We start from the raw sequence: 22,616 nt of genomic DNA, 5'->3' as shown, positions 1-22,616 counted from the left end.
CGGTCTCACCCGCTCGTCCCGATCCGCACCCGGTCCGCCAGCGCCTCGCAGACCCGGGCGGCGTCGGCCGCGTCCGTGCCGTCGGCGATGACGTATCCGGCGCGGTCCTGCGAGCTGCGCACCGGGCGGACCCGGTCGCCGACCTGGACGTCCAGCCGGATCTCGGCGGTGGTGCCGTCGGTGTCGGGCAGGGCGATGTCACGGACCGTTCCGGGCGGTGGGGTGAGGAAGCGGATGGCCGCTCCCCGGCGGGCCACGGGTGGGTCGGCGGGCGGGCGGAGCAGCCCGAGCGGGCAGCCCGCGGTGAGGGCCACCACGTCCAGTCCGTAGGCGCGGCGCAGCAGTTCGCGGATCTTGTCGCCGCCGATGCGGTTGTGCGACTCCAGGATCCGGGGGCCCTTCCGGGTGATCTTGACCTCGGTGTGGGCGGGGCCCTCCGTCAGGCCGACGGCGTCCAGGAAGGCCCGGACGAGCGCGGCGGTCTCCGCCAGCACGGGCGGGGGCAGGGCGCTCGGCTGGGTGTGCCCGGTCTCCACGAACCCGCTGCCGACCAGCTTGTCGGTCACCGCGAGCACGGTGTGCTTCCCGTCGTACGAGAAGCTCTCCACGCTGATCTCGGGCCCGTCGAGGTACTCCTCGGCGATCGGCCGGAGCCCGCCCGCCGCCTCGAAAGCCCGCCAGACGTCCTCGGCGTCCCGCGGCCCGGCCACCTTGAAGACGGCCTGACTGCTGGTGCCCGCCGCCGGTTTGAGGATGACCGGCCCTCCGGTCGTACGGCAGAACGCGGCGAGGTCGGCCGGGTCGCGCGGGGCGGCGGTGTGCACGGGGCCGATGCCGCGGGCGTTGAGGAGTTCCCGCATGCGCCGCTTGTCCTGCAACAGCCCCACGGTGTGCAGGGAGTTGCCGGGCAGGCCGAGCCGCTCGGCGACCGCGGCCGTCGGCAGCAGGCCCCTTTCGGTGAGCGACAGGACGCGGGCGAAGGGGCGTTCGGCGTGCAGCGGCGCCAGGGCCGCGTGCAGTGCGCCGGTGTCGGCCAGGGGGGCCGCCAGGGCGGTGTCGGCCTCCGCGGCCACCGGTGGCGCCGGCTGCGCCGCGTCGTGCACGAAGACGGTGTCGATGCCCAGGGCGCGGGCAGCGCGCACCAGTTGCGGGGTGCCCGCGAGCACCGCGATCCGCGGTGTCGCGGGCACCTGCTGCCCGAAGGTCATGCCACGGGCTCCGGCTGTGCGTCCCCGGCGGTCGCCGCCTCGGGCGCCACCGCCTCCGGGTCGCCGAAGCGCTCCTTGAGGTAGGCGATGATGTCGGCGTTCTCCCGCAGCTTGCCCGGGATGACCGTGGCGCCGTCCACCAGGGCCGGGATGAACTTGCTGCCCGTGGTGCGGATCAGCTCGTGCCGCTCCTCGCGCGGCTTGGGCACGTTGATGTTGATGTAGGAGACCTGGAGCCTGGTGAGCAGTTCGCGCACCGGCTTGCAGTCCGGGCAGGTCTCCCGCTGGAACAGGACGAGCATCAGCGGCCCTCCTCGTGGAACGTACGGATGATCTCGCCGACGCCGGAGCCCGGCGTGAACGTGTGGCCGAGGTCGAGCAGGGCCATCTCCAGGGCACCGAAGATGCCGCTCAGGTCGAGGGCGTCGGCCGCGCCCACGTGCCCGACCCGGATGAGCTTGCCCTTGAGGTGGGCCTGGCCGCCGGTCATCGTGACACCGTACGAGGTGGACAGCGTCTTCAGCAGCCGGCCGGTGTCGATGCCCTCGGGCGCGAGCGCCGAGGTGATGACGTGGCTGCGCCGGTGCGGGGCCTGGACGAAGGTGCTGAAGCCCAGCTTCAGCAGCCCGCGTTCGGCGGCCCTGCCCAGGACGGCGTGGCGCCTGCGGAAGGCCTCCATGCCCTCCTCGTCCAGCATCTTCAGCGACTCGTGCAGGGCGAGCAGCAGGGACACCGCGGGGGACGAGGACGACATCGGGTAGAAGTGCCGCAGCCGCTCGAAGGACCAGTAGTAGTTCGGTCCGGTGGAGCGCTCGACGGCCGTCCACGCCTTGTCGGACAGGGCGACGAAGGCGAGCCCCGGCGGAAGCATGAAGCCCTTGTGGGAGGCGGCGAGGACCACGTCCAGGCCCCACGCGTCCATCTCCAGCGGGTGCACCAGCAGACCGCTGATGGCGTCCACGACCACGACCACGTCGGTGTCGCGGAAGATCCGCCCGATCGCCTCGACGTCGTTGAGGGCACCGGTGGAGGTCTCGCTGTAGACGACGAACGCGCCCTTGATCTCCGGGTGTTCACGGTAGGCGGCCGCCACCCGCTCGGGGTCGGCGCTGGTGCCCCAGTCGCTCTCCACGACGTGGACGACGAGGCCGTACGAGGTGCAGATCGCCTGGAAGCGTTCGCCGAAGTAGCCGTTGGAGACGACGAGGACCTCGTCGCCGGCCGAGAAGCAGTTGGCGACCGCGGCCTCCATCGCGCCGGTCCCGGAGGAGGCGATGGTGTACACGGGGGCGCTGGTGCCGAACAGCGGGGGCAGGCCGCCGCTGATCTCGTGGATCAGCTGCTCCATCTCGGTGGAGCGGTGGTGGATGATCTCGCGGGCCCCGGCCAGCAGCAGGCGCTGCGGGACTTCGGTGGGCCCGGGTGTGGCCAGCCGCAGCTTCACCGGCTGTTCTCCTTGATCGTGTCGGTGTCGGGGACGGGCGCCGCGGTCCGGGGCGCGTCGACGAAGACGCGCCGGGTGGCGGGCTTCAGGTCGAAGTCGAAGAGGACCACGCGGTGGCTCGGCGACATCGCGAGGCGGCCCTCCCGGAAGGGCACGAGCAGGCTGGTGCCGAGCAGCGACGACTTCAGGTGGGAGAAGCCGTTGGGGTCGGCGGTGGTCAGCTCGTGCAGATAGCGGCTGCCGTCGGCGGGGGACTCGGGGGCGATCCGCTCCAGGGTCCGCAGCAGGTCCTGCACGGCGCCCGGCTCGTAGCGCATGACGGTCAGCCCGATGGTGCTGCCGTGCGCGAACACCCCGGCCAGCCCGTCGCCCGTGCCGTGCTCCTGGAGCGTGGCGGCGATCCGGTCGGTGAGGTCGTAGTGGGAGTTGAGGCCGGTGCTCTCCACCGTCAGTTCGATCACCGGGCCACCTCCGCGGGCCCGGCGATCGCCGCCGGCGTGTTCTCGGCCGTCAGGTCGCCGGGGCCGGTCAGCGTCCAGGCGGGCACCCCGGCGAGGACGTCCGTGATGCGCGCGACCTGGGCGGTGTGGGCGGCGCGGCCGTCGTCGAGGTAGTGGTGCCAGCCGGCGTTGGCGCCGTCGAAGGCCGACTCCACGTTGGCGCGCAGCACCTCGGCGTGGTCGGCGCGGCTGCCGGTCAGCGGCTCGACGACCGTGTGCTCGCCGGGGCCGATGGCCGGGTGCAGGATCGCCGCGACGGGCACCCGCACGCCGACCGGTGCGCTCGGGAAGCGCTCACGGAACGGCAGCGGGTCCACCGCGAACTTCCCCACCGGGGAGAAGGCGTGGCCCTCGGCGGGCACGTAGTCGTCCCCGATGCCCGCGATCTCGCGGAGGCCGGGGTACTTGGCGACGGTGCCGTAGCCGAGGTGCGGGTAGTCGGGCCAGCCGGCCGCGACGACCGAGCCGTCCGGCAGCTCGTGCAGCACGGTCTTGTCGCCGCTGAGCACCTGGTAGCCGAAGTGCTCCACCAGCTCCAGGAGCACCGTGCTCTTGCCGGCCCCCTTCGCGCCGGTGACCAGGACGACCTCGCCGTCGCGGTAGGCGGCGGTGGCGTGCAGCACCGCGGCGCCGGTGTTCTCCTGGTGCTTCAGCACCAGGTCGCGCACCAGCTCGACGAGGTCCATGTGCCCGCCGGCGCCGAGCGTCACGTCGATCACGCGGGCGGCGCGGTCGAAGCGGAAACGGGTGCCGGTCTTGGTGCACTCCAGGTACTCCCGGCCGTCCACCTCGGCGCGCCGGGCCGGCACGGTGAAGAACGCGCTGGCGCTCTTGCGGAGGTAGATGTCCTCCTGCGCGGTCCCGGCCGGAGGCGCGAGGAGCTCCGGGTCGGGGGCGTGCACGCGCAGTGTGGCGACCGGCTCGCGGCCGGTCTCGTCGGGCTTGGCCTCCTCGGCGGTCAGGTGCGTGGCGAGGAAGGCCAGCGCGTCCTCGACGCCGGCACCGGGCGCCACCTCCAGGTCGAGCCGGGTGCCGTGGAAGTCCAGCCACAGGGTGGTGGGGCGGGTGGTCACTGTGCGGCCTCCGCGAGTTCGCGTCCCAGGGACTCGTAGCGGTCCTGCTGTTCCAGCATCTGGGGCATGCGCTGCAGGTCGAAGATCTCCTTGAGCGGCGCGAGTTCCGGCTCCACGTTCAGCGTGGTGCCGTCCCGCATGATCCGGGTGAGCGTCTCCCGCATGGCCCGGATCGAGCTGCGCAGCGCCTGGTTGGCGTAGATCGCCATGGCGAAGCCGCGCTGCTCCAGCTCCTCGACGGTGACCTGGTTGTAGGTGGTCGGCACGACGATCACCGGGAGGTCGCCGCGGTAGGCCTCGCGGAAGGCGAAGACCTCCTCGGGGTCCTTGCGCTTGGAGTGGATGAGCAGGGCGTCCGCCCCGGCCCGTTCGTAGACGTCGGCCCGGCGAAGTGCCTCGGTCATGCCCTGCCCGGAGATCAGCGCCTCCAGGCGGGCCACCACGAGCATGTCGGTGCGGGTCTCGGTCGCGGCCCGGATCTTGCCCGCGAAGTCGTGCAGCGGGGCGAGGTCCTGGTTGCCCTCGATGAAGCTGTTGAGCTTCGGGAACTGCTTGTCCTCGATGCACACGCCGGCCACACCGCGCGCCTCGTAGGAGCGCACCATGTGGATGACGTTGTTGACGTTGCCGAACCCGGAGTCGCAGTCCGCGAGGACGGGGATGTCCACAGCGGAGGCGAGGTCGGCCGCCGCCTCCAGGCACTCGCCCATGGCGAGGATGTTGGCGTCGGGGACGCCGGCCGCGGCGGAGATCTCCAGGCCGCTGGACCAGACGACGTCGAAGCCGGCCTCCTCGGCGAGCCGCGCGCTGAGCGGGCTGTGCGAGCCCATGGCACGTGTCAGTCGCGGGGCGGCGAGCGCCGCGCGCAGCCGCTGTGCGGCCCCGGCCGGTGCCTCGTTCCGTTCCTGCTGCGGTCGTCTCCCGGTCATGCGTCCCCTCCGTTGGTGTGTTCGGTCTGTCCGGCGAGTTCCCGGCACACGTCCTCGACCGTCTCGTCGAGGACCTTGCGCGGCCGGGCCGCGCCGATCCGGCGCCCGACCTCCCACGGGTCGAGCCCGTGGCGGGCGCTGATCTTCTCGATGCGGTCCTGGAAGTAGAAGTGGTGGTCGTTGATCCCGGCCGCGATCTCCGCCCGCCGCACCGTCATGGGGCGCGGCAGCACCTGCTCGGCCACGTACTCGGCGGCCTCGCAGACCAGGGGCAGATCGGCGTGGGTGTCGTACTTGGGCCACGCGGTGAGGAAGGCCGCGGCCTGCTCGGTGGCGAGGTTCCCGGCGCCCCGGGCCATGGCGCACAGCGAGGCGTCCAGCCAGCTCACGCCCGCGTCCAGGCCGGCCACGGCGTTGGCCGCGGCGAGGCCCAGGTTGTTGTGGGCGTGGATGCCGAGCGGGGTCGGCAGCCGCTCGGCCAGCAGCTCGATCCGCCGGCGGACGTCGTCCGGGGTGAGCGCGCCGAAGGAGTCGGCGATGTAGAAGACGTCCGGCGCCTCCGCGGCGACGACGGCGGCGACCTCGGCCAGCTGCTCCAGGGTGGTGTAGCTGACGGCCATCAGGTTGACGCCGACCTTGAGGCCGAGGGCCCGCACGGCACGGACGTACTCCGGGACCCCGTCGATGTTCCACGGGTAGGCGGCGACGCGCACCATGGACACCGGGCTGTCGGGCAGGTCGTCCATGGCACTCACCGGGCACACGGTGGGGACGACCATCACGGCCAGCTCGGCGTGCGAGACGGCCGGCAGCGCCGCGAGGTACTCGGGCGTGCAGTGCGCCGAGGGCCCCGCCGTGGCGCTGGCCTTGCTCCCGGAACCGCCGCGGTAGCCGACCTCGATGACGTCGACGCGGGCGGCGTCCAGGGTGCTCACGATGGTGTCGACGTCGGTGGCGGTGAACTGCCAGTCGTTCTGGTTCCCGCCGTCGCGCAGGGTGCAGTCGAGCAGGGTGGGTTTCACACGGCTCCTTCCAGATGCGCCGCCGGGTCGGCCAGTTGGGCGCGGAAGCGCTCCACCAGCTGCTGCGGCGTCTGTTCCACGCGCTTTCCGGCGGGGTGGCTGCGCGGTTTGCAGCGGATCCGCACCAGCGTGGGTGTGCCGGTCAGGTCCAGGGCGGCCAGTTGGTCGAGGTCGTCCACGGTGTGGGCGGCGGCGTAACCGGCCGCGAGGGCCATGGCCGCCGGGTCGCCGAGGGCGACGGTGCGCTGGCCGCCGGTGCTCTCGTGGGCGCCGTTGTCGAGGACGACGTGGACGAGGTTCGGCCGGTGCTCGGCGACCATCGGCAGACAGCCCGGGTTCATGGCGAACGAGCCGTCGCCGTCCAGCACCAGCACCCGGCGGTCCGGGTGGGCCAGGGCGATGCCGAGCCCGATCGGCGCGGCCATGCCCATGGAGCCGACGAGGTAGAAGTGGTTGGCGCGATCGCGGATGTTGTACACGTCGCGTGTGATGTAGCCGCAGGTGGTCACCGTCAGGGCGGTGGACTCGCGTTCCAGCAGTGCGCCCAGGGCGTCACGGATGTCCAGCAACGCTCAGATCCCTTCCCGGACGATCAGCACGGCGGTGCTCCGGCCGGAGTCGTACTGTTTGAGGAACGCCTCCGCGGAGTCATCGGGGTGCTCGTTGTCCAGCACGGTCCAGGGAATCCCGAACACGTCAAGCAGCCGGGTGAGTTCCCGTCCGATGACGTCGTGCTCGACGGCGTCGTTGCCGTCGTGGCCGCGCCAGCTCACCACGATCGGCAGGTGGACGTCGTAGATGAGGTTGAACGAGGTGAGGACGTTGAGCGAGTAGCCGAGGCCCGAGTTCTGCATGAGGACGACGGGCCTGGCCCCCGCCACGGCGAGACCGGAGGCCACCCCGAGGGCGCTGTCCTCGCGTGGCGCCGGGATGTAGGAGGCCGGACATCCGGGGTCCTCCAGCAACCGGAAGAATCCCTTGAGCAGGGAACACGGTACGCCGGTGAAGTGCGAATGGCCCCGGGTGAATAAGGCGTTGAACAAGGTTTCCGCGACGCTGGCCCCGGATCCTGCTGTCAACGAAGGTTCAGGCAGCACGCATGACCTTTCTTTTGCGAAGCACGGACGTGATCACGCCCGGCGAGGAGCGTCTCCGTGCCCCCCGGCGGTGTGGATGGTGCATGACGACCAGAGGAATCCGCAATGACATTCCGGAATACGGACAGCGGAATTCTGAGGGGCCGATTCGGGCATATCGTGCGTTCGGCGGGCTTATGGTCGGGTGCTTAATCGGCCGATTCTGTGCATGTAATGACTGAATCTCGATGTTTGAAGTGCGGTTGCGCGGTACCGGGGATTCCAGGGGCGGGGCGGTCGCCGGGCCGGCCGCCCTTCTTCGGCGGCGTCCGAGGAGGTGCAGGCCGCCGTACGGGCGCCCGCACTGTCCAAGAGCGTCCTTCTGGCCCGTCCATGAGGGCCGCTCCGACCTGCATGTTTCCGGTCATCGCGGGGCGCGTGAAGGTGTGGCCAAGGCTGGAAACCGGTTTGTCGGGTGGGCGGATTCGAGTCATTGCCGGGACGGGGTATCGGCTGCCTCACGGACTGCTCCGTGTGCCTGGGATTACGGGATCTGCGGGCGTAATTCGGGCACTCTGGGCGGGCATCCTGGCCGATCTGACCGAACTGCGCACTTTCTGCAGGGCGGGGCGAGGCGGGTCGCAGAGTGGCTGGATTGCGGTAGGCCGGAGATATTCCCGGCCGTGTACAGTCGCCGCCATTGACGTGCGGATGCCTTCGGAAGGGGGCCCCGGGATTCCCGGGGCGGAGGCGGATCGCCGCAGAGCATCGACAGCCGGGTCCGGTTTTGTTTCGATGCACCACCACCCCACACAGCGCCGTGCGCGGGTGTCTTCCCCTTCGCCCCTTTCCGGCGACTCTTCTTTTTCTTTTTCGGTTCTTTTCGACATGCAACGGGGATGATTCATGCGTGCCGCAGAACAAGACAGTGGTATCGGCTTTGTCGACGACGAAGCACAGGCGGCGGTCGAGGCGGCCGAGGGAATCATCGACGAGGCTTCGGGAAATGACATCGACGGTGTGTTCGGCCAGGCGTGGTCGGACGACCGGGTGGCGCACCTGCTGGAGCGGCTCGCCTCGGACTTCGTGCTCGACAACACCTACCGGGAACAGCACCTGAGCCTCACGGCCAGCGAGAACTACCCGAGCAAGCTGGTACGGATGCTCGGCAGCGGACTGCAGGGCGGCTTCTACGAGTTCGCCCCGCCGTACCCGACCGAGGCGGGCGAGTGGGCCTTCCCGGACTCCGGCGCGAACTCCTCCCTGGTGGGGAAGCTGACCGGGATCGGCCGGCAGCTCTTCGAGGCGGCCACCTTCGACTGGCGGCCCAACGGCGGCTCGGTCGCCGAGCAGGCCGTACTGCTGGGCACCTGCGGGCGCGGCGACGGCTTCGTGCACTTCGCGCACAAGGACGGCGGCCACTTCGCGCTGGAGTCGCTGGCCGCCGCGGCCGGCGTCAACACCTACCACCTGCCGATGGTCGACCGGACCCTGCTCATCGACGTGGACCGGCTGGCCACGCTGTGCGCCGAGCACCCGGAGATCAAACTCGTCATCCTCGACCAGTCGTTCAAACTGCGCTGGCAGCCGCTCGCCCAGATCAGGGCCGCGCTGCCCGAGGGCGTCTTCCTCGCGTACGACGCCAGCCACGACGGTGCCCTGATCGCGGGCGGGGCGCTGCCGCAGCCGACGCTGCTCGGCGCGGACGCCGTGCACGGCAACACCCACAAGACCATCGCCGGACCGCAGAAGGCGTACATCGCCTTCCGGGACGCCGACCACCCCAAGCTCAGGGCGGTGTCGGACTGGGTCTGCCCGCAGATGCAGAGCAACTCGCACGCCGAGCTGATCGCGCCCATGTACGTGGCCCTGTCCGAGATCGCCCTTTATGGCCATGACTACGCGCGTCAGATACTCGCCAACTCCCAGGCCCTCGCGCACGCCCTGCACGAGGAAGGGGTGCGGGTCTCCGGGGAGTCGTTCGGATTCACCGAGACCCACCAGGTGCACATCATCACCGGGTCGGCCGCCGACGCGCTGCGGTTGTCCCTGGGCGACCTGGCGCACGCCGGCATCCGCACCACCAACATCGAGGTACCGGGCGCCAACGGGCTGCACGGCCTCAGGCTCGGCGTCCAGGCGATGACCAGGCGGGGGCTGCGCGAGGCGGAGATGCGCGAGGTGGCCCGGCTGGTGGCCAAGGTCGTGCTGCGCCGCGCCGAGCCCACGGCGGTCCGCGCCGAGGTCGCCGACCTGCTCCGGCACCACACCCTGGACCGGCTGGCCTACTCCTTCGACGCCTACGTCGACTCACCGGCCGCGGCCCGCCTGCTGGGGGAGGTGTTCCGATGAGCACGGCGACTCCGGCGAACACGTCGGGCCCGGCGGTGGCCCCGGACGCGATGGGTTCCGCGGGGACGGGGGCCCGGGCGGGTGATCCGGTTGTGGCTGGTGTGGCGGGTACGGCCGCCCGGGCCGGTGCTCCCGCCGTGGCGGGTGCGGCGGGTACGGCGGCCCGGGGAGGTGCTCCGGCTGCGGTCGGTGTGGCGGGTACGGCGACTCGGGCGAGCGCCGCCGCGCTCGGCACGGCGGATGCGGAGGCCCTGGCGAGCGGCGCTGCCGCGACTGGTGCGGTGGGTTCGGTGGCCCGTGTGGGCGCCGGTGTCGCGGTCGGCATGGCCGGTACTGCGGGTACGGAGGCTCTGGCGAGCAGTGCTGCCGCGACTGGTGCGGTGGGTCCGGTGGCCCGTGTGGGGGCCGGTGTCGCGGTCGGCATGGCCGGTACTGCGGGTTCGGAGGCTCTGGCGAGCGGCGGCGCTGCGGTCGGTATCGCGGGTTCGGAGGACCGGGCGGGCAGCGGCGCCGTGGTCGGCGCCGTGGGCTCCGCCGTCGTCCTGGCTCCGGTGGGCACGGTGACTCCCGGGAGCCGCGCGGACGCCCCGGGTTCGCCCGTGGGCCCGACGGCCCGTCGGGGGTCCCGGCCACCGCTGCCGCCCGGCGTGCTGAACACCGTCGTCCGGCCGCGCCGGGCCGATGTGCCGCACGCCGTGATCGGCGCGGAGGTCTGGCACACCGAGTGGGCCCGGCCGCTCCTGGAACGGCTCGACCTGCGGACGGTCATCGCCGACGAGCGGCTGTCCTGCGAGCGCGTGCTCGACACGCTCGCCGCCCAGTCGGTGGCGTTCGTCTGTGAGGAACTCCCGGTCAGCGGCCTGGCCGCGATGTCCTGGGCGGCTCGCCGCACCGAGGCGCTGCGCCGCGACGACCCCCTGCTCGGCGTGGTCTTCATGGTCGAGGACCCCCGAGCCCTGGACCCGCGCGCCCTCGGCCCGCTGGTGCGCACCCTGTCGCCCGGCGACACGGACCTGCCCGACTTCCTCGCCGAAGTGCAGCGCGTGCGGCACGAGTTCCACTGGGAACTGCGCAATCGTCGCCCCGGCACACCACCGGCCCGGGAAGCGGCGGCGGCCCCCGCCCGGTGGACCGGGACCGTGCCGAACTTCAACGTGAAGCACCCCTCCATGCTGCTGCCGTACGCCCTGCTCTCCGCGCGCACGCGGCGGGAGGTGTACTGCGAGATCTCGCCGCAGGAGGCCCTGCTGTTCGTCGCGGACAGCGTCGGCCGGGGTCCGGCCGCCGCCGTCGCCGGGGTGTTCGCCACGCTCCGGCAGGACGTCGACCGGCTCAACACCGCGCTCGGCTCCCGGCTGCGGCTGCACCTGGACCACGCGGACGACCACGAGGTGATCCAGGCCGCCTGCGAGGCCGGTTTCGACTCGGTCATGGTCGACGGGTCCGGCCGCACGCTCCACCAGAACGTCCTCTTCACCAACGCCGCCACCGAACTGGCCCGGCGCTACGGCGTCCTCGTCGAGGGCGAGATCGGCTCCATCGACGGGGCCGGGCTGCGCAAGTGGAACAAGACGACCCCGAGCGACTTCACCCGGTTCGTCGAGGACACGGACCTCGACCTGGTGGGCGCCCACGTGGGCCAGTTCCACAGCTTCGACTACGGCTTCGCCGCCACCCGCCGCTCGCTGGCCGAAGTCGGCCTGCTGGACGACCGCGCCACCGGCGACGACCTGCACGCCTTCGCCGAGGCCTGCGCGCGCGTCGAGAAGGACCTCACCGACTCCGGACTGCCCGGCTACTCGGCCGAGCACCGGCTGGTGGCCGCGCTGGCCCGCCGGGCCACGACGGCAGGGGACGGGCCGGACGCCGGGCCACGGCTCGACGCGGTGTTCCGCGAGGCCCGGACCCGCGTCCCGGTGTTCCAGCGGCCGCTGCTCGACGCCCTGGAGAGGGAGTGGCTGGAGCGCCGGCTGGCCAAGGTCCGGCGCAAGACCGACCTGTGGGACGAGGTCTTCGCCACCGAACCGGCGCGCGAGCACCGGTACGCGGCGATCGACCACGGACTCGTCCAGACCCTCACCGGCGTCCTGGAAGGCACCGGCCGCGCCCTGGTCGTGCACGGCGGCAGCTCGATCTCACGGGTCGACCTCGCCTCCCTGCCGGCGCACGGGGTCGCCCGGGTGAACTTCGGCAGCGGGGTCTACGCCGACTACCTGGAGGCGCTGCGCGCCCATCTCCCCGTCGACCTCACCGCGGACCCCGATGCCCCTACGGGGGACGGGACTTGGAAGCACGTGCGGCGCATGTCGTACCTTGCGGAGGCGACGCGTGACTGGCGCTCCTGGACCGATGCGCCGCCGTCCTTCGTCGACACCTTCGTCAGCCGGCTGGAGCGGTGCTACGCGGCCCCGCTCCGTGGCCGTACGCCCACCCAGGCCCCGGGAGGCCGCAGTTGAGTCCCTTTGAGCAGATCCTCGACCTCCTCGACCGCGAGAAGGCCACGTACCGCGTGGTCGAGCACCCGGCCGAAGGGCGCTCCGAGGAGGTGTCCGCGGTGCGCGGCACGACCGTGTCGCAGGGCGCGAAGGCGCTCGTGTGCCGGGTGAAGGGGATCGAGTCCCCGGCGGTGCTGGCCGTGCTGGCGGGCGACCGGCGCGCGGACCTGAAGAAGGTCGTCGCCGCGGTCGAGGGCAAGAAGGGCGGGTTCGCCCCGTCGGACCTGGCCGAGCAGCTCACCGGCTGCGTCGTCGGCGCCATCCCGCCGCTGTCGCTGTCCGGCACGCTGCCCGTCGTGGTGGACGCGGAGTTCCTCGCGGCCCACGAGGAGATCGCCTTCAACGCGGGCCGGCTGGACCGGTCGGTGGTCATGGCCACGGAGGACTACGTCCGGATCGTGGCGCCCGCGGTGGCGCCCATCGCGGCGCCGGTGGTCCCGGCCGCCGCGGAGTAGGGACCGACACGAATCAAGGGGGGTGCGTCGGCATGCGCGTGCGCATCGGGGCACAGTTCGTCGCGCTGGCGTGCGCGTGGGGCTCCAGTTTCCTGTTCATCAAGGTCGCGCTGGAGGGGCTGACGCCCGCCCAGGTCGTCTGGGGCCGGCTGGTGCTGGGCGCGCTGGCGCTCTGCGCGGTCATGGCGGTGACCCGCAGCAGGATCCCCCGGGACGCCGGGCTGTGGCTGCGGCTGTCCGTGGTGTCCGTGCTGCTCTGCGTCGTGCCGTTCCTGCTGTTCTCCTGGGCCGAGCAGCACCTCGACTCCGGCATGGCGAGCATCCTCAACGCCACCACTCCGCTGCTCACCCTCGCGGTCGGCGCGGTCGCCCTGGCGGACGAGCGGCTCGACAAGCGCCGTACGGCGGGTCTGCTCACCGGGTTCGCCGGGGTGCTGGTGCTGATCGGCCCGGGGGGACTCGCCGGGGGCGGCGGGCACCTCCTGGCCGAACTCGCCTGCCTGGGCGCCACCGCCTGTTACGGCGTCGCCTTCGTCTGTCTGCGTCGGTACATCACCCCGTACGGGCTGCCGGCGGTCAGCGTCGCCTTCGTGCAGGTCACCATCGGCGCCCTCATCATGCTGGCGGCCACCCCCTGGCTGGCGTCGCCCGCGCCCCGCGTCGACACGCCGATCGCGCTGAGCATGCTGGCGCTGGGCGCCCTGAGCACCGGCCTCGCCTATCTGTGGAACAACAACATCGTCCAGGCGTGGGGTGCGGTGAACGCCGCCGCGGTCACCTATCTCACCCCGGTCGTCGGTGTCACGGCGGGCGTGGTCCTGCTCGGGGAGCGGCTGACGTGGAACCAGCCGCTCGGGGCGGTGCTGGTCATCGCAGGGATCATGGCGGCACACGGCACGTTGCCCCGCCCGGCGCGGCGACGGGCCGCCGCGCCGGAGCCGACAGTGGGGACCGAGGCGGCCGACCTCCCCGTGGAGGAGCGCGCGGCCCGCTGAGCAGGGCGCGGGCCCCGCGCCCTCCGGCGGGCCGTTCCCCGTGCCCGTCGCTCCACGGGCGTGGAACCGCCGGAACCCGCCGCGGCCTGCCGGAACCCGCCCGGCCGGAGCCCGCCCGGCCGGAGCCCGCCCGGCCGGAGCCCGCCCGGCCGGAGCCCGCCCGGCCGGAGCCCGCCCGGCCGGAGCCCGCCCGGCCGGAGCCCGCCCGGCCGGAGCCCGCCCGGCCGGAGCCCGCCCGGCCGGAGCCCGCCCTGCCGTCGCCCCGCGGCCGTCACCCCGCGGCCAGTTTCGCGGCCCAGGCCTCCCAGGCGGGCTGCTCGCGGTCCCGGACCGTCGCGCCGTCGGGGCCGTAGAGGTGGCCGCCGACGACGATCGCCGCGGTGCCGCCCCACTCCATGGTGGTGAGCTCGAAGATCCCGCCGACGGGCTCCGTCGTACGCAGGGCGACGGCTTTGGCGCTCACGGCTTCGACGGTGCCGCGCAGCCGCGGTGCCGTCGCGATCGTCTCGGCCTCCTGGCCGGGCCGGACCTCCGAGAGCCCGGCCGCCGCGAGCACGTCGGGTGCGGGCACACCCTGCGGCAGCTCGTGCATGACGAGGAGCGTCGTGGTCGGCAGGCCCGCGAAGTGCGCTGGAGGTGTCCGACGCCGCCCTGCGCGCGTACGGCGCGGAGTACTGGGCGGACTTCCACGCCAACCCCCCGCTGGAGATGCTGCGCTGCGCCGCCTGACGACCGGCGCGGGACTCCCGCTCGGCCGGGACGCACCCGTCGCGGCTCCGCCGAACGGCGTAGACGCGTCGCGGTCCGACAGGCGTACTTAAGGGGTCTTTACCGTGAACGGATAGCATCGCGCGTCAGCCCGTCAGCCGCCGGACCGGGATGAGGTGAGGACATGGGGGCGCCCAGGATCGCCGTCGCCGTGGTCACGATGGGCAACCGGCCCGAGGAGGTCGACGCGCTGCTGGAGTCGGTGGCCAAGCAGGACGTGCCGCCCGAGCGGATCGTGATCGTCGGCAACGGCTGCCCGCTGCCCGAGTTCGCCCGGCGGCTGTCGCTGCCCGGCGAGGTCACCCTCATCGAGCTCGACGAGAACCTCGGCTGCCCCGGCGGGCGGAACGCGGCCCTGGCGCGGCTGCGGGAGTTCGGCGACATCGACGTCGTGGTGGACCTGGACGACGACGGTCTGCTCGTCGACCCCGATGTGCTGCGCCGCGTCCGGGACCTCTACGCCGCCGACGACCGGCTCGGCATCGTCGGCTTCCGCATCGCCGACGAGCTGGGCGAGACGCAGCAGCGGCACGTGCCCCGGATCGGCAGGTCGGACCCTCACCGGGGCGGGTACGTCACCGGGTTCCTCGGCGGCGGGCACGCGCTGCGGATGGCGATGCTCGACCAGATCGGCGACTGGCCCGCCGAGTTCTTCTTCGCGCACGAGGAGACCGACCTGGCCTGGCGCGCGGCCGACGCGGGCTGGCGCATCCTCTACGCGCCCGAACTGCTGCTCCAGCACCCGAAGACCTCGCCCGCCCGGCACGCCATCTACTACCGCGTGAACGCCCGCAACCGGGTCTGGCTGGCCCGCCGCCGGCTGCCGCTCCCGCTCGTCCCCGTCCATCTGGGGGTCTGGGTGCTGCTCACCCTCGCGCGGAACCGGTCGGGCGCCGGGCTGCGGGCGTGGTTCGGCGGATTCGTGGAAGGCGTACGGGAGTCGGCGGGAGAGCGGCGGCCCATGCGCTGGCGTACGGTGTGGCGGCTCACCCGGCTGGGGCGTCCGCCCGTCATCTGACGCCGACGGGCGTGCGTCGCCGGCGTCGCGTGAGTGGTTGAGTGGGCCCCGGCCGTTCACCTCCGCCGACCGGGACCCGGATCCGGCCGCGGCGGCGACACTCCCCCGAGTTGCGCGTCCAGACGCGCGCGCCGCCGGGCCAGATCCGATGTAGCGATCACATCAGGCTTTGCCAACGGATCGCTAACATGTGGCCAACGGTTCTCCGTTGCGTCGTCTGCCGATTGGCGTGAAGTCGCCGAACCAGGGCCGAGGAAGGCCGGGGCGGCGGCGGATCCCGGCGGAGGACGCGGGGACGAAGGTGACGGAAAACCGCTGTCCAGGGGCGGAAACCCGTCACGGTGGGAATCACGTCCAGGGCGGCGGAGCGGAAGGCGGGGGCGCGATGGGGGCGGCATCTCCCTGCTCGGGCAGCGACGGTGGACCCGGCGGGGGGTCCGGCGGGGGTTCCGGGGAACGGTACGGCCTGCGGTTCGGGCTGCTGGGGCCGCCGGTGCTGTACGACGACATCCCGGGCGGTGCCGGAGGCGTGACCAGCGGCGGGAGTCGCCGGGGCGAAGGGACGGTCCGGGCCATCGGGAGCCCCAAGACCCGTGTGCTGCTGGCCGCGTTGCTGCTCGACGCCGGACGGGTCGTCTCCGTCGAGTCCCTCAAGGACGCGCTGTGGGGAGGGACCCCGCCGGTGTCCGCGCAGGCCTCGCTGCACAACCACGTGGCCCGGCTGCGGCGGCTGCTGGGGAACCCCGAGCGGCTGCGGACCGTGCCCTCCGGGTACGTGCTGCGTGTCGACGAGGGCGAGTTGGACGTCCATGTCTTCGACGCCCATGTGGCCGCGGCACGTGCCGCGCACACCGGCCAGGACTGGGAGCGGGTCGTCGCGGAGTGCCGGGCCGCGCTCGCCCTGTGGCGGGGCGCGCCGCTCGCCGGACTGCCGCCCGAGGTGGGCGGCTACGCCTTCGCACGGCGCCTGCGCGAGGCCCGGCTGCTGCTCCTGGAGTGGCGCTACGACGCCGAGTTGGCCCTGGGCGGCGCCCGGCTGGACCGGTTGGTGCCGGAGCTGGCGGCGCTGACCAGCGAGTATCCGCTGCGGGAGGTGTACCACCGGCAGTTGATGCTCGCCCTGCACCGCACCGGCCGCCGCGCCGAGGCCCTCGCCGTCCACCGTGACCTGCGCACCCGCCTCGTCGACGAACTCGGCATCGAACCGGGCCCGGGCGTGCGCGAGGCCCACGTGGAGGTGTTGCGGGGTGCCTTGGGGGACGGCGGTCCGGGAGGGGCGGGGGAGCACGGCGCCCGGGTGCAGGGAGGGGCTTCCCGGTCGCCTGCGGATGTGGGCTCGGGGGAGCGTGGTTCCGGGTCGTTCGAGGGTGCGGGGCCGGGTGTCTCCGGTTGCCGGTCGTCTGAGGGCGCAGCCCTACCGGCCTCCGGCTCTCAGTCGTCTGAGGGCGCAGCCCTACCGGCCTCCGGCTCTCAGTCGTCTGAGGGCGCAGCCCTACCGGCCTCCGGCTCTCAGTCGTCTGGGGGCGCGGGCCCGGATGCCCCCGGCTGCCAGTCGTCCGCCGGCACGGGCCCGGAGGGGCGGGGTGCCGGGTCGTCTGCGGGCCTGGATCCGGATGCCCCGGACTCTCGGTCGTCTGCGGTCGGAGCCTTACATGTCCCGGACTCTCGGTCGTCTGCGGTCGGAGATTCCCATGTCCCGGACTCTCGGTCGTCTGCGGTCGGAGCCTCACATGCCCCGGACTCTCAGCCCTCTGCGGCCGCAACCCCACACGCCCCCGTCCCCCAGCCGCCCGCGCACGCGACCCCGAGTACCCCCGGCCACCAGTCACCCCCGAGCACCGACCCGGCAAACCGCGGCCCCCAGCGGCCCGCACGCGCCCCGTCCCCTTCCCTCGCCGCGGCGCCCCGGCCCGCGCAACTCCCCCCGTCCCCGGCCCACTTCACGGGACGGCACGCCGTGCGCGACGCCCTGTGCCGTGCCCTCACCGCGCCCGGCCCGTATCCCACCGCCGTGATCAGCGGCATGCCCGGCGTCGGCAAGAGCGCCCTCGCGCTGCACGTCGCGCACGCGTTGGCGGAACGTTTCCCCGATGGACAGCTCCACCTCAACCTGCACGGCGCGACTCCCGGCATGACCCCCCTCACCCCGGGCCAGGCGCTCACCGCCCTGTTGCGCGACCTCGGTGTCGAACCGGGCCGCATCCCGGAACTCCCGGACGCGGCCGCCGCGTTGCTGCGTTCACTGCTCGCCCCGACCCGCACGCTCCTGGTGCTGGACGACGCCGCGAGTGCCGCCCAGGTTCGGCCGTTGCTGCCGGGCGGCTCCGGCTGCGCGGTCATCGTCACCAGCCGATCACCGCTCACCGCCCTCGACGGAGTCGCCCGCTTCCCGCTCGCCCCGCTGTCGGACGAGGAGAGCACCGACCTCCTGCGCGCGGCCTCGGGCCGTGACGGCCTGGACGGCTCGGACGCCGCCCGGCTCCTCGTCGAACTGACCGGCCGCCTCCCCTTGGCCCTGCGCGTCGTCGCGGCCCGGCTGGCCGCCCGTCAGGCCCTCACGCCGGACGTCCTGGCCGGGCAACTGGCCGCCGCGGACGGGCGGTTGCGGCACCTGGAGTACGACGACCTGAGCGTCCGCCGCTCCCTGGCCGTCGCCCAGGACGCGCTCGCGGGCTCCGCGCGCGAGGCCGACCGGGACGCGGCCCTCACCCTGCGCCGCATCGGCGCCCTCGACCTGCCCACGTACGGCGCACCCCTGCTCGCCCGTCTCACCGGCACGGACGAGAGGCGCACCGAGGCCGCCCTGGACCGGCTCGTGGACGTGGCCCTGCTGGAAGAGATCGCGTACGGCCGCTACGCACCGCACGACCTGGTGCGCGACTTCGCCCGCGAACGGGCCGGTGAGCGGGAGGCGGACAGCGCCGGCGACGCCGCCGACACGGCGCTGCGCTGGTACGCCGCCGTGGCCGAGCGCGCCCTCGCCGCCATCCTCGGCCCCGGCCCCGACCAGGACGACCGCCGCCGCCCCACCGCGGCCCGGCCCGCCGGCCCACCTGCGCACGCCGACGCGGTCGCCCCCTTCGACACCCCCGAGGAGGCCTTCGCCTGGGGCGACCGGGAGCTGGCGAACCTCGTCACCCTGGTCGAGCGGCACGCGGACGACCCGTGCGGCGGGCGCGCCGCCCTGGTCTCGGATCTGGTCCGGCTGGTCTTCCCCTACGCGCACCGCCGGGGACGGGTCGCCGAGATGGAGGTGCTCGGGCGGGTGGGCCTCCGGGTGGCGCGGCGGCTCGGTGACGAGGCGGCGGAGGCGTGCGCGCTGGTCGACCTCGCGGGGCTGCGCTTCCTGACCGGCCGCCAGAGCGACGCCCTCACCCTCAACGACCGCGCGCTGGACCTCTGGCGGCGGCTGGACCAGCCTTCCTGGATCCGCCGCTGCCTCAACAACCGCGGCCTGCTGCTGGAGGGACTCGGCCGGCACGCCGAGGCGGCGGAGGCGCTGACGCGGAGCCTGGAGTACGCGCGGAGGCTGGACGACCCGTACGGCGAGGCCGTCACCCGCAGCCACCTCGGCAACCTCTACGAGCACACCGACCCGCGGGCCGCCATCGAGCAGCACCGGCGGTCGCTCGCGCTCGGGGAGGAGATCGGCGCCGTGATCGTGCGCCACTCGGCGCACTGCAACATCGGCTACGCCCATCTGCGGCTCGGGGAACCGGACGCCGCCCTTCCGCACTTCGAGGAGAGCCTGCGCGTCCTCGGCGGCCAGGGCGACTGGCACGGCGAGTCCCAGACCCGGCTCGGCCTGGTCCGCGCGCTGCGGCTGCTGGGCCGCACCGGGCGGGCCGCCCGCGAGTGCGCCGAGCTGCTGGGCCGGGCCGACGCCCGCGCCGACCACTACACCGGCGGTCTCGCCCGCCACCAGAACGGGCTGCTGCTGCGCGAGCGGGGGCGTCCCGGCGAGGCGCGCGAGGCGTGGGCCAGGGCGCTCGCGGCACTGGAGGGGACGGACGAGCACGCGGTGGTCGCGGAGCTCCGCGCGCTGCTGGCCGCCGAGGGCTGACTACTTGGCGTCCGCATAGCACTCCACCACCGCCGTCGTGAACGGGAACCGCACCGGCGTCTCCCCGAAGGTCAGCCGCCCGGCCAGGTCCGCCGCCTCGCGGATCGCCGCCACGACCGTCTCGGTCTCCTCCTGGGGGCAGTGCACGATCACCTCGTCGTGCTGGAAGAAGACCAGTTCGGCCGCCAGCCCGGCACAGGTCCGCCGCAGCGCGGCGAGCAGCAGCAGCGCCCAGTCGGCGGCGCTGCCCTGGACGACGAAGTTCCGGGCGAAGCGGCCGCGGGCGCGGGCGTTGGTGGAGGCGTACCCGGGGACCCACTGGCCGCCGTCGGGCTGGTCGTCCTCGGTGGCCGGGATGCCGGCCTCCTCCGTCGCGTCGTCCGAGCCCCGGGCCGCGGGCGGGCAGGTCCGGCCCAGGAAGGTCCGCACGAGCCGGCCCTCCTCGCCGGCCCGGGCCGCCTCGTCGACGTACGCCACCGCCCTGGGGAAGCGGCGTCTGAGCGCGGCGAGGTTCTTCAGGCCGTCGCCGGAGGTCTGGCCGTACACCGCGCCGAGCACGGCGAGTTTGGCCTGGGCGCGGTCGCCGGAGAAGGCGCGGTCGGAGACGGACTGGTACAGGTCGCTCTCCCGGCCGGCCACCTCCATGAGCCCGGGGTCGCGGGAGATGGCGGCCAGGACGCGCGGTTCCATCTGGTCGGCGTCGGCGACGACGAGCCGCCAGCCGGGGTCGGCGACCACGGCCCGCCGGATCACCTTGGGGATCTGGAGCCCGCCCCCGCCGTTGGTCACCCAGCGCCCGGTCACCGTCCCGCCCGCGAGGAACTCGGGCCGGAACCGGCCGTCGCGCACCCAGTCCTGGAGCCAGGACCAGCCGTGGGCGACCCAGATGCGGTACAGCTTCTTGTACTCGATCAGCGGCTTCACGGCCGGGTGGTCGACGGACTCGATCTCCCAGCGGCGGGTCGAGGAGACCTTGACGCCGGCCTGCGCGAAGGCCTTGATCACGTCGGCGGGCAGGTCGGGGCGGACCCGTCTGCCGAACGCGGCCGACACCTCGTCGGCCAGCTCGGCCAGGCGGCGGGGCTCGCCGCCGCCCGCGTACCGCTCGCCCAGCAGGTCGTGGAGCACCGCGCGGTGCACCTCGGCGCTCCAGGGCAGCCCGGCGCGGTTCATCTCGGCGGCCACCAGCATGCCCGCGGACTCGGCGGCCGTCAGCAGGCGCATGCGCTCGGGGTGCTCGGCCCGCTCGTGCCGCCGCTGCTGCTCGGCGTAGACCGCGAGGAGGTCCGGCAGGGGCAGCGGGACGCCCCGCGGCTCGAACAGGGAGGACTGGGAGCCCGGTTCGGCGGAGCGCAGCGGGGGATCGGGCGGTACGGGGCCGCCGCGCAGCCGGGCCAGGGCGGCCGCGGCCGAGCGGGGTTCCCCGTACCGCCCCTCGTGGCCGAGGAGGAGTGTCTCGGCGGCCTCGATGTCGTAGCAGCGCTCGACTCGCACCCCCGTGGCGAGCAGGCGCGGGTAGACCTCGGCGGTGGACCGCCACACCCACCGCGTGACGCCGGGACGGCTCCGCACGGCCTCGGCGGGATCGGCCTCCCGCCGCACCGGCCCGGCGGGCAGCCCGTCCGGACCGAGGGGGGCGACGTCCACGCCACCGTCCTCGGCCGGGGCGAGTGCCCACCGGTCGGTCATGCTGCGAGTGTGCCAGGGGGGTCTGACAACGCCGCCGTACCGCCGCGGCCCCCGGTCAGGACGCGTCCAGCACGTCCTTCTGGGCCTGCACGATCTTCTCCAGCACGGCCGCGACGTACTCCTCGGTCCGCTCCTTGTCGACACCGAGTCCGCTGAGGACGCCGTCGCCGTTCTCGTGCTCCAGCAGGGCGAGCAGGATGTGCTCGGTGCCGATGTAGTTGTGGCCGAGGCGCAGGGCCTCGCGGAAGGTGAGCTCCAGGACCTTCTTGGCGTCCTGCCCGTACGGCACGAGCTCGGGGGCCTCCTCGACCGCCGGCGGGAGGGCCGCCGTCGCCGCATCCCGGACCGCGTCGAGCGAGACGCCCTGCTCGACGATCGCCTTCGCGGCGAGGCCCTCGGGCTCGGCGAGCAGCCCGAGGACGAGGTGCGCGGGCACGCCCTCGGCGTTGCGCGCGGCCTTGGCCTTGCTGTGGGCGGTCATGACCACGTTCCGGGCGCGGACGGTGTAGCGGCTGAAGCCCTGGCTCGGGTCGAGGTCGGCCGACTCCTTGGGCACGAAACGCTTCTGCGCGGCCTGCCGGGTGACGCCCATGCTCTTGCCGATGTCGGTCCAGGAGGCGCCGGACCGCCTTGCCTGGTCGACGAAGTGGCCGATCAGGTGGTCGGCCACGTCGCCCAGGTGGTCCGCGGCGATCACGGCGTCCTGGAGCTGCTCCAGAGGCTCGTCGTGGACCTTCTTGATGGCCGCGATGAGGTCGTCGAGACGGATGGATGACGTGGGCTCGGGGTTCGTCATGTGTCAACCGTAGGTTGCGCCCTGAAGGCTGTCAACCTCGGGTTGACACGCGGCCGAGCTACTTCGGAGAAGTGGCCACCAGCCGCAGCGCCAGCCCCGTGAACACCGTCCCGGAGACGATGTTCAGCCAGCGGTTCACCCGCGCGCTGCGCCTGAGGAAGGAGGTCAGCCGCCCCGCGAGCAGCCCGACGCTGCCGTCCCACAGGAAGCCCATCACCACGAGCGTGACGCCGAGCAGCAGCAACTGGCCCTGGACGTGGCCGAGCGAGGGGTCCACGAACTGGGGCAGGAACGCCACGTTGAAGAGGATCACCTTGGGGTTCAGCAGGTTCGTGATCGCGCCCTGCCAGAACGCCCGCCGCATGCCCGACCCCGTGGCGCCGGTCCCTTCCGCACCCGGCACCGACCGGTCGCGGAACGCCTTCACCGCCAGATAGAGCAGATAGGCCGCGCCCGCCCAGCGCAGCACGTGGTACAGCGTCGGCAACGCCGTGAACAGGGCCGACAGGCCGAGGGCCGCCGCGACCGCGTGCACGAGCATCGCGCACGCCACCCCGAACGCGGCCATCACCCCGGCGGTCGGCCCGCCCCGGCCGCCCATCGCCACGATGAACATCATGTCGGGGCCGGGGGTGACGCACAGCGCGAAGGCGGCGACGAGGAACGCCGCGTAGAGAGACAGATCCACCATGCGGGCCATGCTCGAAGCCCCGCCCCGCCCGATCGACCGAAT

18 protein-coding genes and 2 pseudogenes are annotated in these 22,616 nt (G+C 73.4%); 7 read left to right on the top strand and 13 right to left on the bottom strand.

The genetic code is table 11. The annotated features are described in order from the left end of the window. Nucleotides 1-5 precede the first annotated feature (5 nt). From ACSUPV_RS17910 to ACSUPV_RS17870, 9 genes are read right to left on the bottom strand one after another with little or no spacing between them, the layout of a single operon-like run. Complete coding sequence (locus tag ACSUPV_RS17910) at nucleotides 6-1,208, bottom strand: ATP-grasp domain-containing protein (protein ID WP_037760855.1); 1,203 nt, start codon at nucleotides 1,206-1,208, stop codon at nucleotides 6-8. Continuing rightward, complete coding sequence (locus ACSUPV_RS17905) at nucleotides 1,205-1,510, bottom strand: glutaredoxin domain-containing protein (protein ID WP_031115949.1); 306 nt, start codon at nucleotides 1,508-1,510, stop codon at nucleotides 1,205-1,207. Before ACSUPV_RS17905 ends, ACSUPV_RS17910 begins: the two co-directional genes overlap by 4 nt. Continuing rightward, a complete protein-coding gene (locus tag ACSUPV_RS17900) occupies nucleotides 1,510-2,652 on the bottom strand; it encodes a pyridoxal-phosphate-dependent aminotransferase family protein (protein ID WP_031115948.1) in 1,143 nt (380 codons plus the stop codon). The genes ACSUPV_RS17905 and ACSUPV_RS17900 overlap by 1 nt, the downstream gene beginning before the upstream one ends. Further along, nucleotides 2,649-3,113 (bottom strand): YjbQ family protein, encoded by a 465-nt coding sequence (locus ACSUPV_RS17895; RefSeq protein WP_031115947.1) that lies wholly within the window; start codon nucleotides 3,111-3,113, stop codon nucleotides 2,649-2,651. The genes ACSUPV_RS17900 and ACSUPV_RS17895 overlap by 4 nt, the downstream gene beginning before the upstream one ends. Beyond that, nucleotides 3,110-4,225, bottom strand: coding sequence for a hypothetical protein (locus ACSUPV_RS17890; RefSeq protein WP_436947812.1), 1,116 nt, complete (start codon nucleotides 4,223-4,225; stop codon nucleotides 3,110-3,112). Before ACSUPV_RS17890 ends, ACSUPV_RS17895 begins: the two co-directional genes overlap by 4 nt. Next, entirely contained in the window at nucleotides 4,222-5,154 is a 933-nt protein-coding gene (locus ACSUPV_RS17885) for an isocitrate lyase/phosphoenolpyruvate mutase family protein (RefSeq protein WP_051648613.1), read from the bottom strand. Before ACSUPV_RS17885 ends, ACSUPV_RS17890 begins: the two co-directional genes overlap by 4 nt. Then, complete coding sequence (locus tag ACSUPV_RS17880; protein WP_051648610.1) at nucleotides 5,151-6,176, bottom strand: hypothetical protein; 1,026 nt, start codon at nucleotides 6,174-6,176, stop codon at nucleotides 5,151-5,153. The genes ACSUPV_RS17885 and ACSUPV_RS17880 overlap by 4 nt, the downstream gene beginning before the upstream one ends. Next, nucleotides 6,173-6,745, bottom strand: coding sequence for a thiamine pyrophosphate-dependent enzyme (locus ACSUPV_RS17875; RefSeq protein WP_051648609.1), 573 nt, complete (start codon nucleotides 6,743-6,745; stop codon nucleotides 6,173-6,175). Before ACSUPV_RS17875 ends, ACSUPV_RS17880 begins: the two co-directional genes overlap by 4 nt. Nucleotides 6,746-6,748: 3 nt before the next feature. Beyond that, a complete protein-coding gene (locus ACSUPV_RS17870; RefSeq protein WP_436947811.1) occupies nucleotides 6,749-7,273 on the bottom strand; it encodes a thiamine pyrophosphate-binding protein in 525 nt (174 codons plus the stop codon). An 885-nt stretch (nucleotides 7,274-8,158) separates the two neighbouring features. Between ACSUPV_RS17870 and ACSUPV_RS17865 the strand changes: the two genes are divergently transcribed. From ACSUPV_RS17865 to ACSUPV_RS17850, 4 genes are read left to right on the top strand one after another with little or no spacing between them, the layout of a single operon-like run. Next, nucleotides 8,159-9,604, top strand: a complete 1,446-nt coding sequence (locus tag ACSUPV_RS17865; protein ID WP_031115940.1) for a hypothetical protein — start codon at nucleotides 8,159-8,161, stop codon at nucleotides 9,602-9,604. After that, on the top strand, nucleotides 9,601-12,060 hold the full coding sequence (locus ACSUPV_RS17860; protein ID WP_436947810.1) for a class II fructose-bisphosphate aldolase: 2,460 nt from the start codon (nucleotides 9,601-9,603) through the stop codon (nucleotides 12,058-12,060). Before ACSUPV_RS17865 ends, ACSUPV_RS17860 begins: the two co-directional genes overlap by 4 nt. After that, entirely contained in the window at nucleotides 12,057-12,554 is a 498-nt protein-coding gene (locus tag ACSUPV_RS17855) for a YbaK/EbsC family protein (RefSeq protein ID WP_031115938.1), read from the top strand. The genes ACSUPV_RS17860 and ACSUPV_RS17855 overlap by 4 nt, the downstream gene beginning before the upstream one ends. Before the next feature lie 32 nt (nucleotides 12,555-12,586). After that, nucleotides 12,587-13,549: a DMT family transporter gene (locus tag ACSUPV_RS17850; protein ID WP_436947809.1), complete on the top strand. Its 963-nt coding sequence runs from the start codon at nucleotides 12,587-12,589 to the stop codon at nucleotides 13,547-13,549. Nucleotides 13,550-13,820: 271 nt separating this feature from the next. Here the strand turns inward: ACSUPV_RS17850 and ACSUPV_RS17845 are convergent, their stop codons facing one another. After that, the gene (locus ACSUPV_RS17845) at nucleotides 13,821-14,141 is read right to left on the bottom strand and encodes a hypothetical protein (protein WP_037760849.1); all 321 of its coding nucleotides are present in this window, start codon (nucleotides 14,139-14,141) and stop codon (nucleotides 13,821-13,823) included. 300 nt (nucleotides 14,142-14,441) lie between these two features. Here ACSUPV_RS17845 and ACSUPV_RS17840 point away from each other — a divergent pair, with 300 nt between their 5' ends. The 3 genes and pseudogenes from ACSUPV_RS17840 to ACSUPV_RS17830 form a co-directional block, all read left to right on the top strand. Next, complete coding sequence (locus ACSUPV_RS17840; protein WP_037760846.1) at nucleotides 14,442-15,335, top strand: glycosyltransferase family 2 protein; 894 nt, start codon at nucleotides 14,442-14,444, stop codon at nucleotides 15,333-15,335. A 385-nt stretch (nucleotides 15,336-15,720) separates the two neighbouring features. Then, a pseudogene (locus tag ACSUPV_RS17835) lies at nucleotides 15,721-16,581 on the top strand (AfsR/SARP family transcriptional regulator); the annotation flags it as partial. 534 nt (nucleotides 16,582-17,115) lie between these two features. Further along, nucleotides 17,116-19,398, top strand: a pseudogene (locus ACSUPV_RS17830) (tetratricopeptide repeat protein); the annotation flags it as partial. Here the strand turns inward: ACSUPV_RS17830 and ACSUPV_RS17825 are convergent. The 3 genes from ACSUPV_RS17825 to ACSUPV_RS17815 are packed head-to-tail and all read right to left on the bottom strand — an operon-like array spanning nucleotide 19,399 to nucleotide 22,574. After that, nucleotides 19,399-21,087 carry a bifunctional 3'-5' exonuclease/DNA polymerase gene (locus ACSUPV_RS17825; RefSeq protein ID WP_037760845.1) on the bottom strand — a complete coding sequence of 563 codons (1,689 nt, stop codon included), beginning with the start codon at nucleotides 21,085-21,087 and terminating at the stop codon, nucleotides 19,399-19,401. 55 nt (nucleotides 21,088-21,142) lie between these two features. Continuing rightward, nucleotides 21,143-21,883 (bottom strand): Clp protease N-terminal domain-containing protein, encoded by a 741-nt coding sequence (locus ACSUPV_RS17820; RefSeq protein WP_031115928.1) that lies wholly within the window; start codon nucleotides 21,881-21,883, stop codon nucleotides 21,143-21,145. 58 nt (nucleotides 21,884-21,941) lie between these two features. Continuing rightward, entirely contained in the window at nucleotides 21,942-22,574 is a 633-nt protein-coding gene (locus tag ACSUPV_RS17815; RefSeq protein WP_031115927.1) for a LysE family translocator, read from the bottom strand. Nucleotides 22,575-22,616 lie beyond the last annotated feature (42 nt).

It is taken from the genome of Streptomyces sp. SudanB52_2052 (assembly GCF_964272415.1).
GTDB lineage: Bacteria > Actinomycetota > Actinomycetes > Streptomycetales > Streptomycetaceae > Streptomyces > Streptomyces olindensis.
Note: the sequence above shows the minus strand (reverse complement) of the source record. Positions and strands in the feature narration are given on the sequence as shown.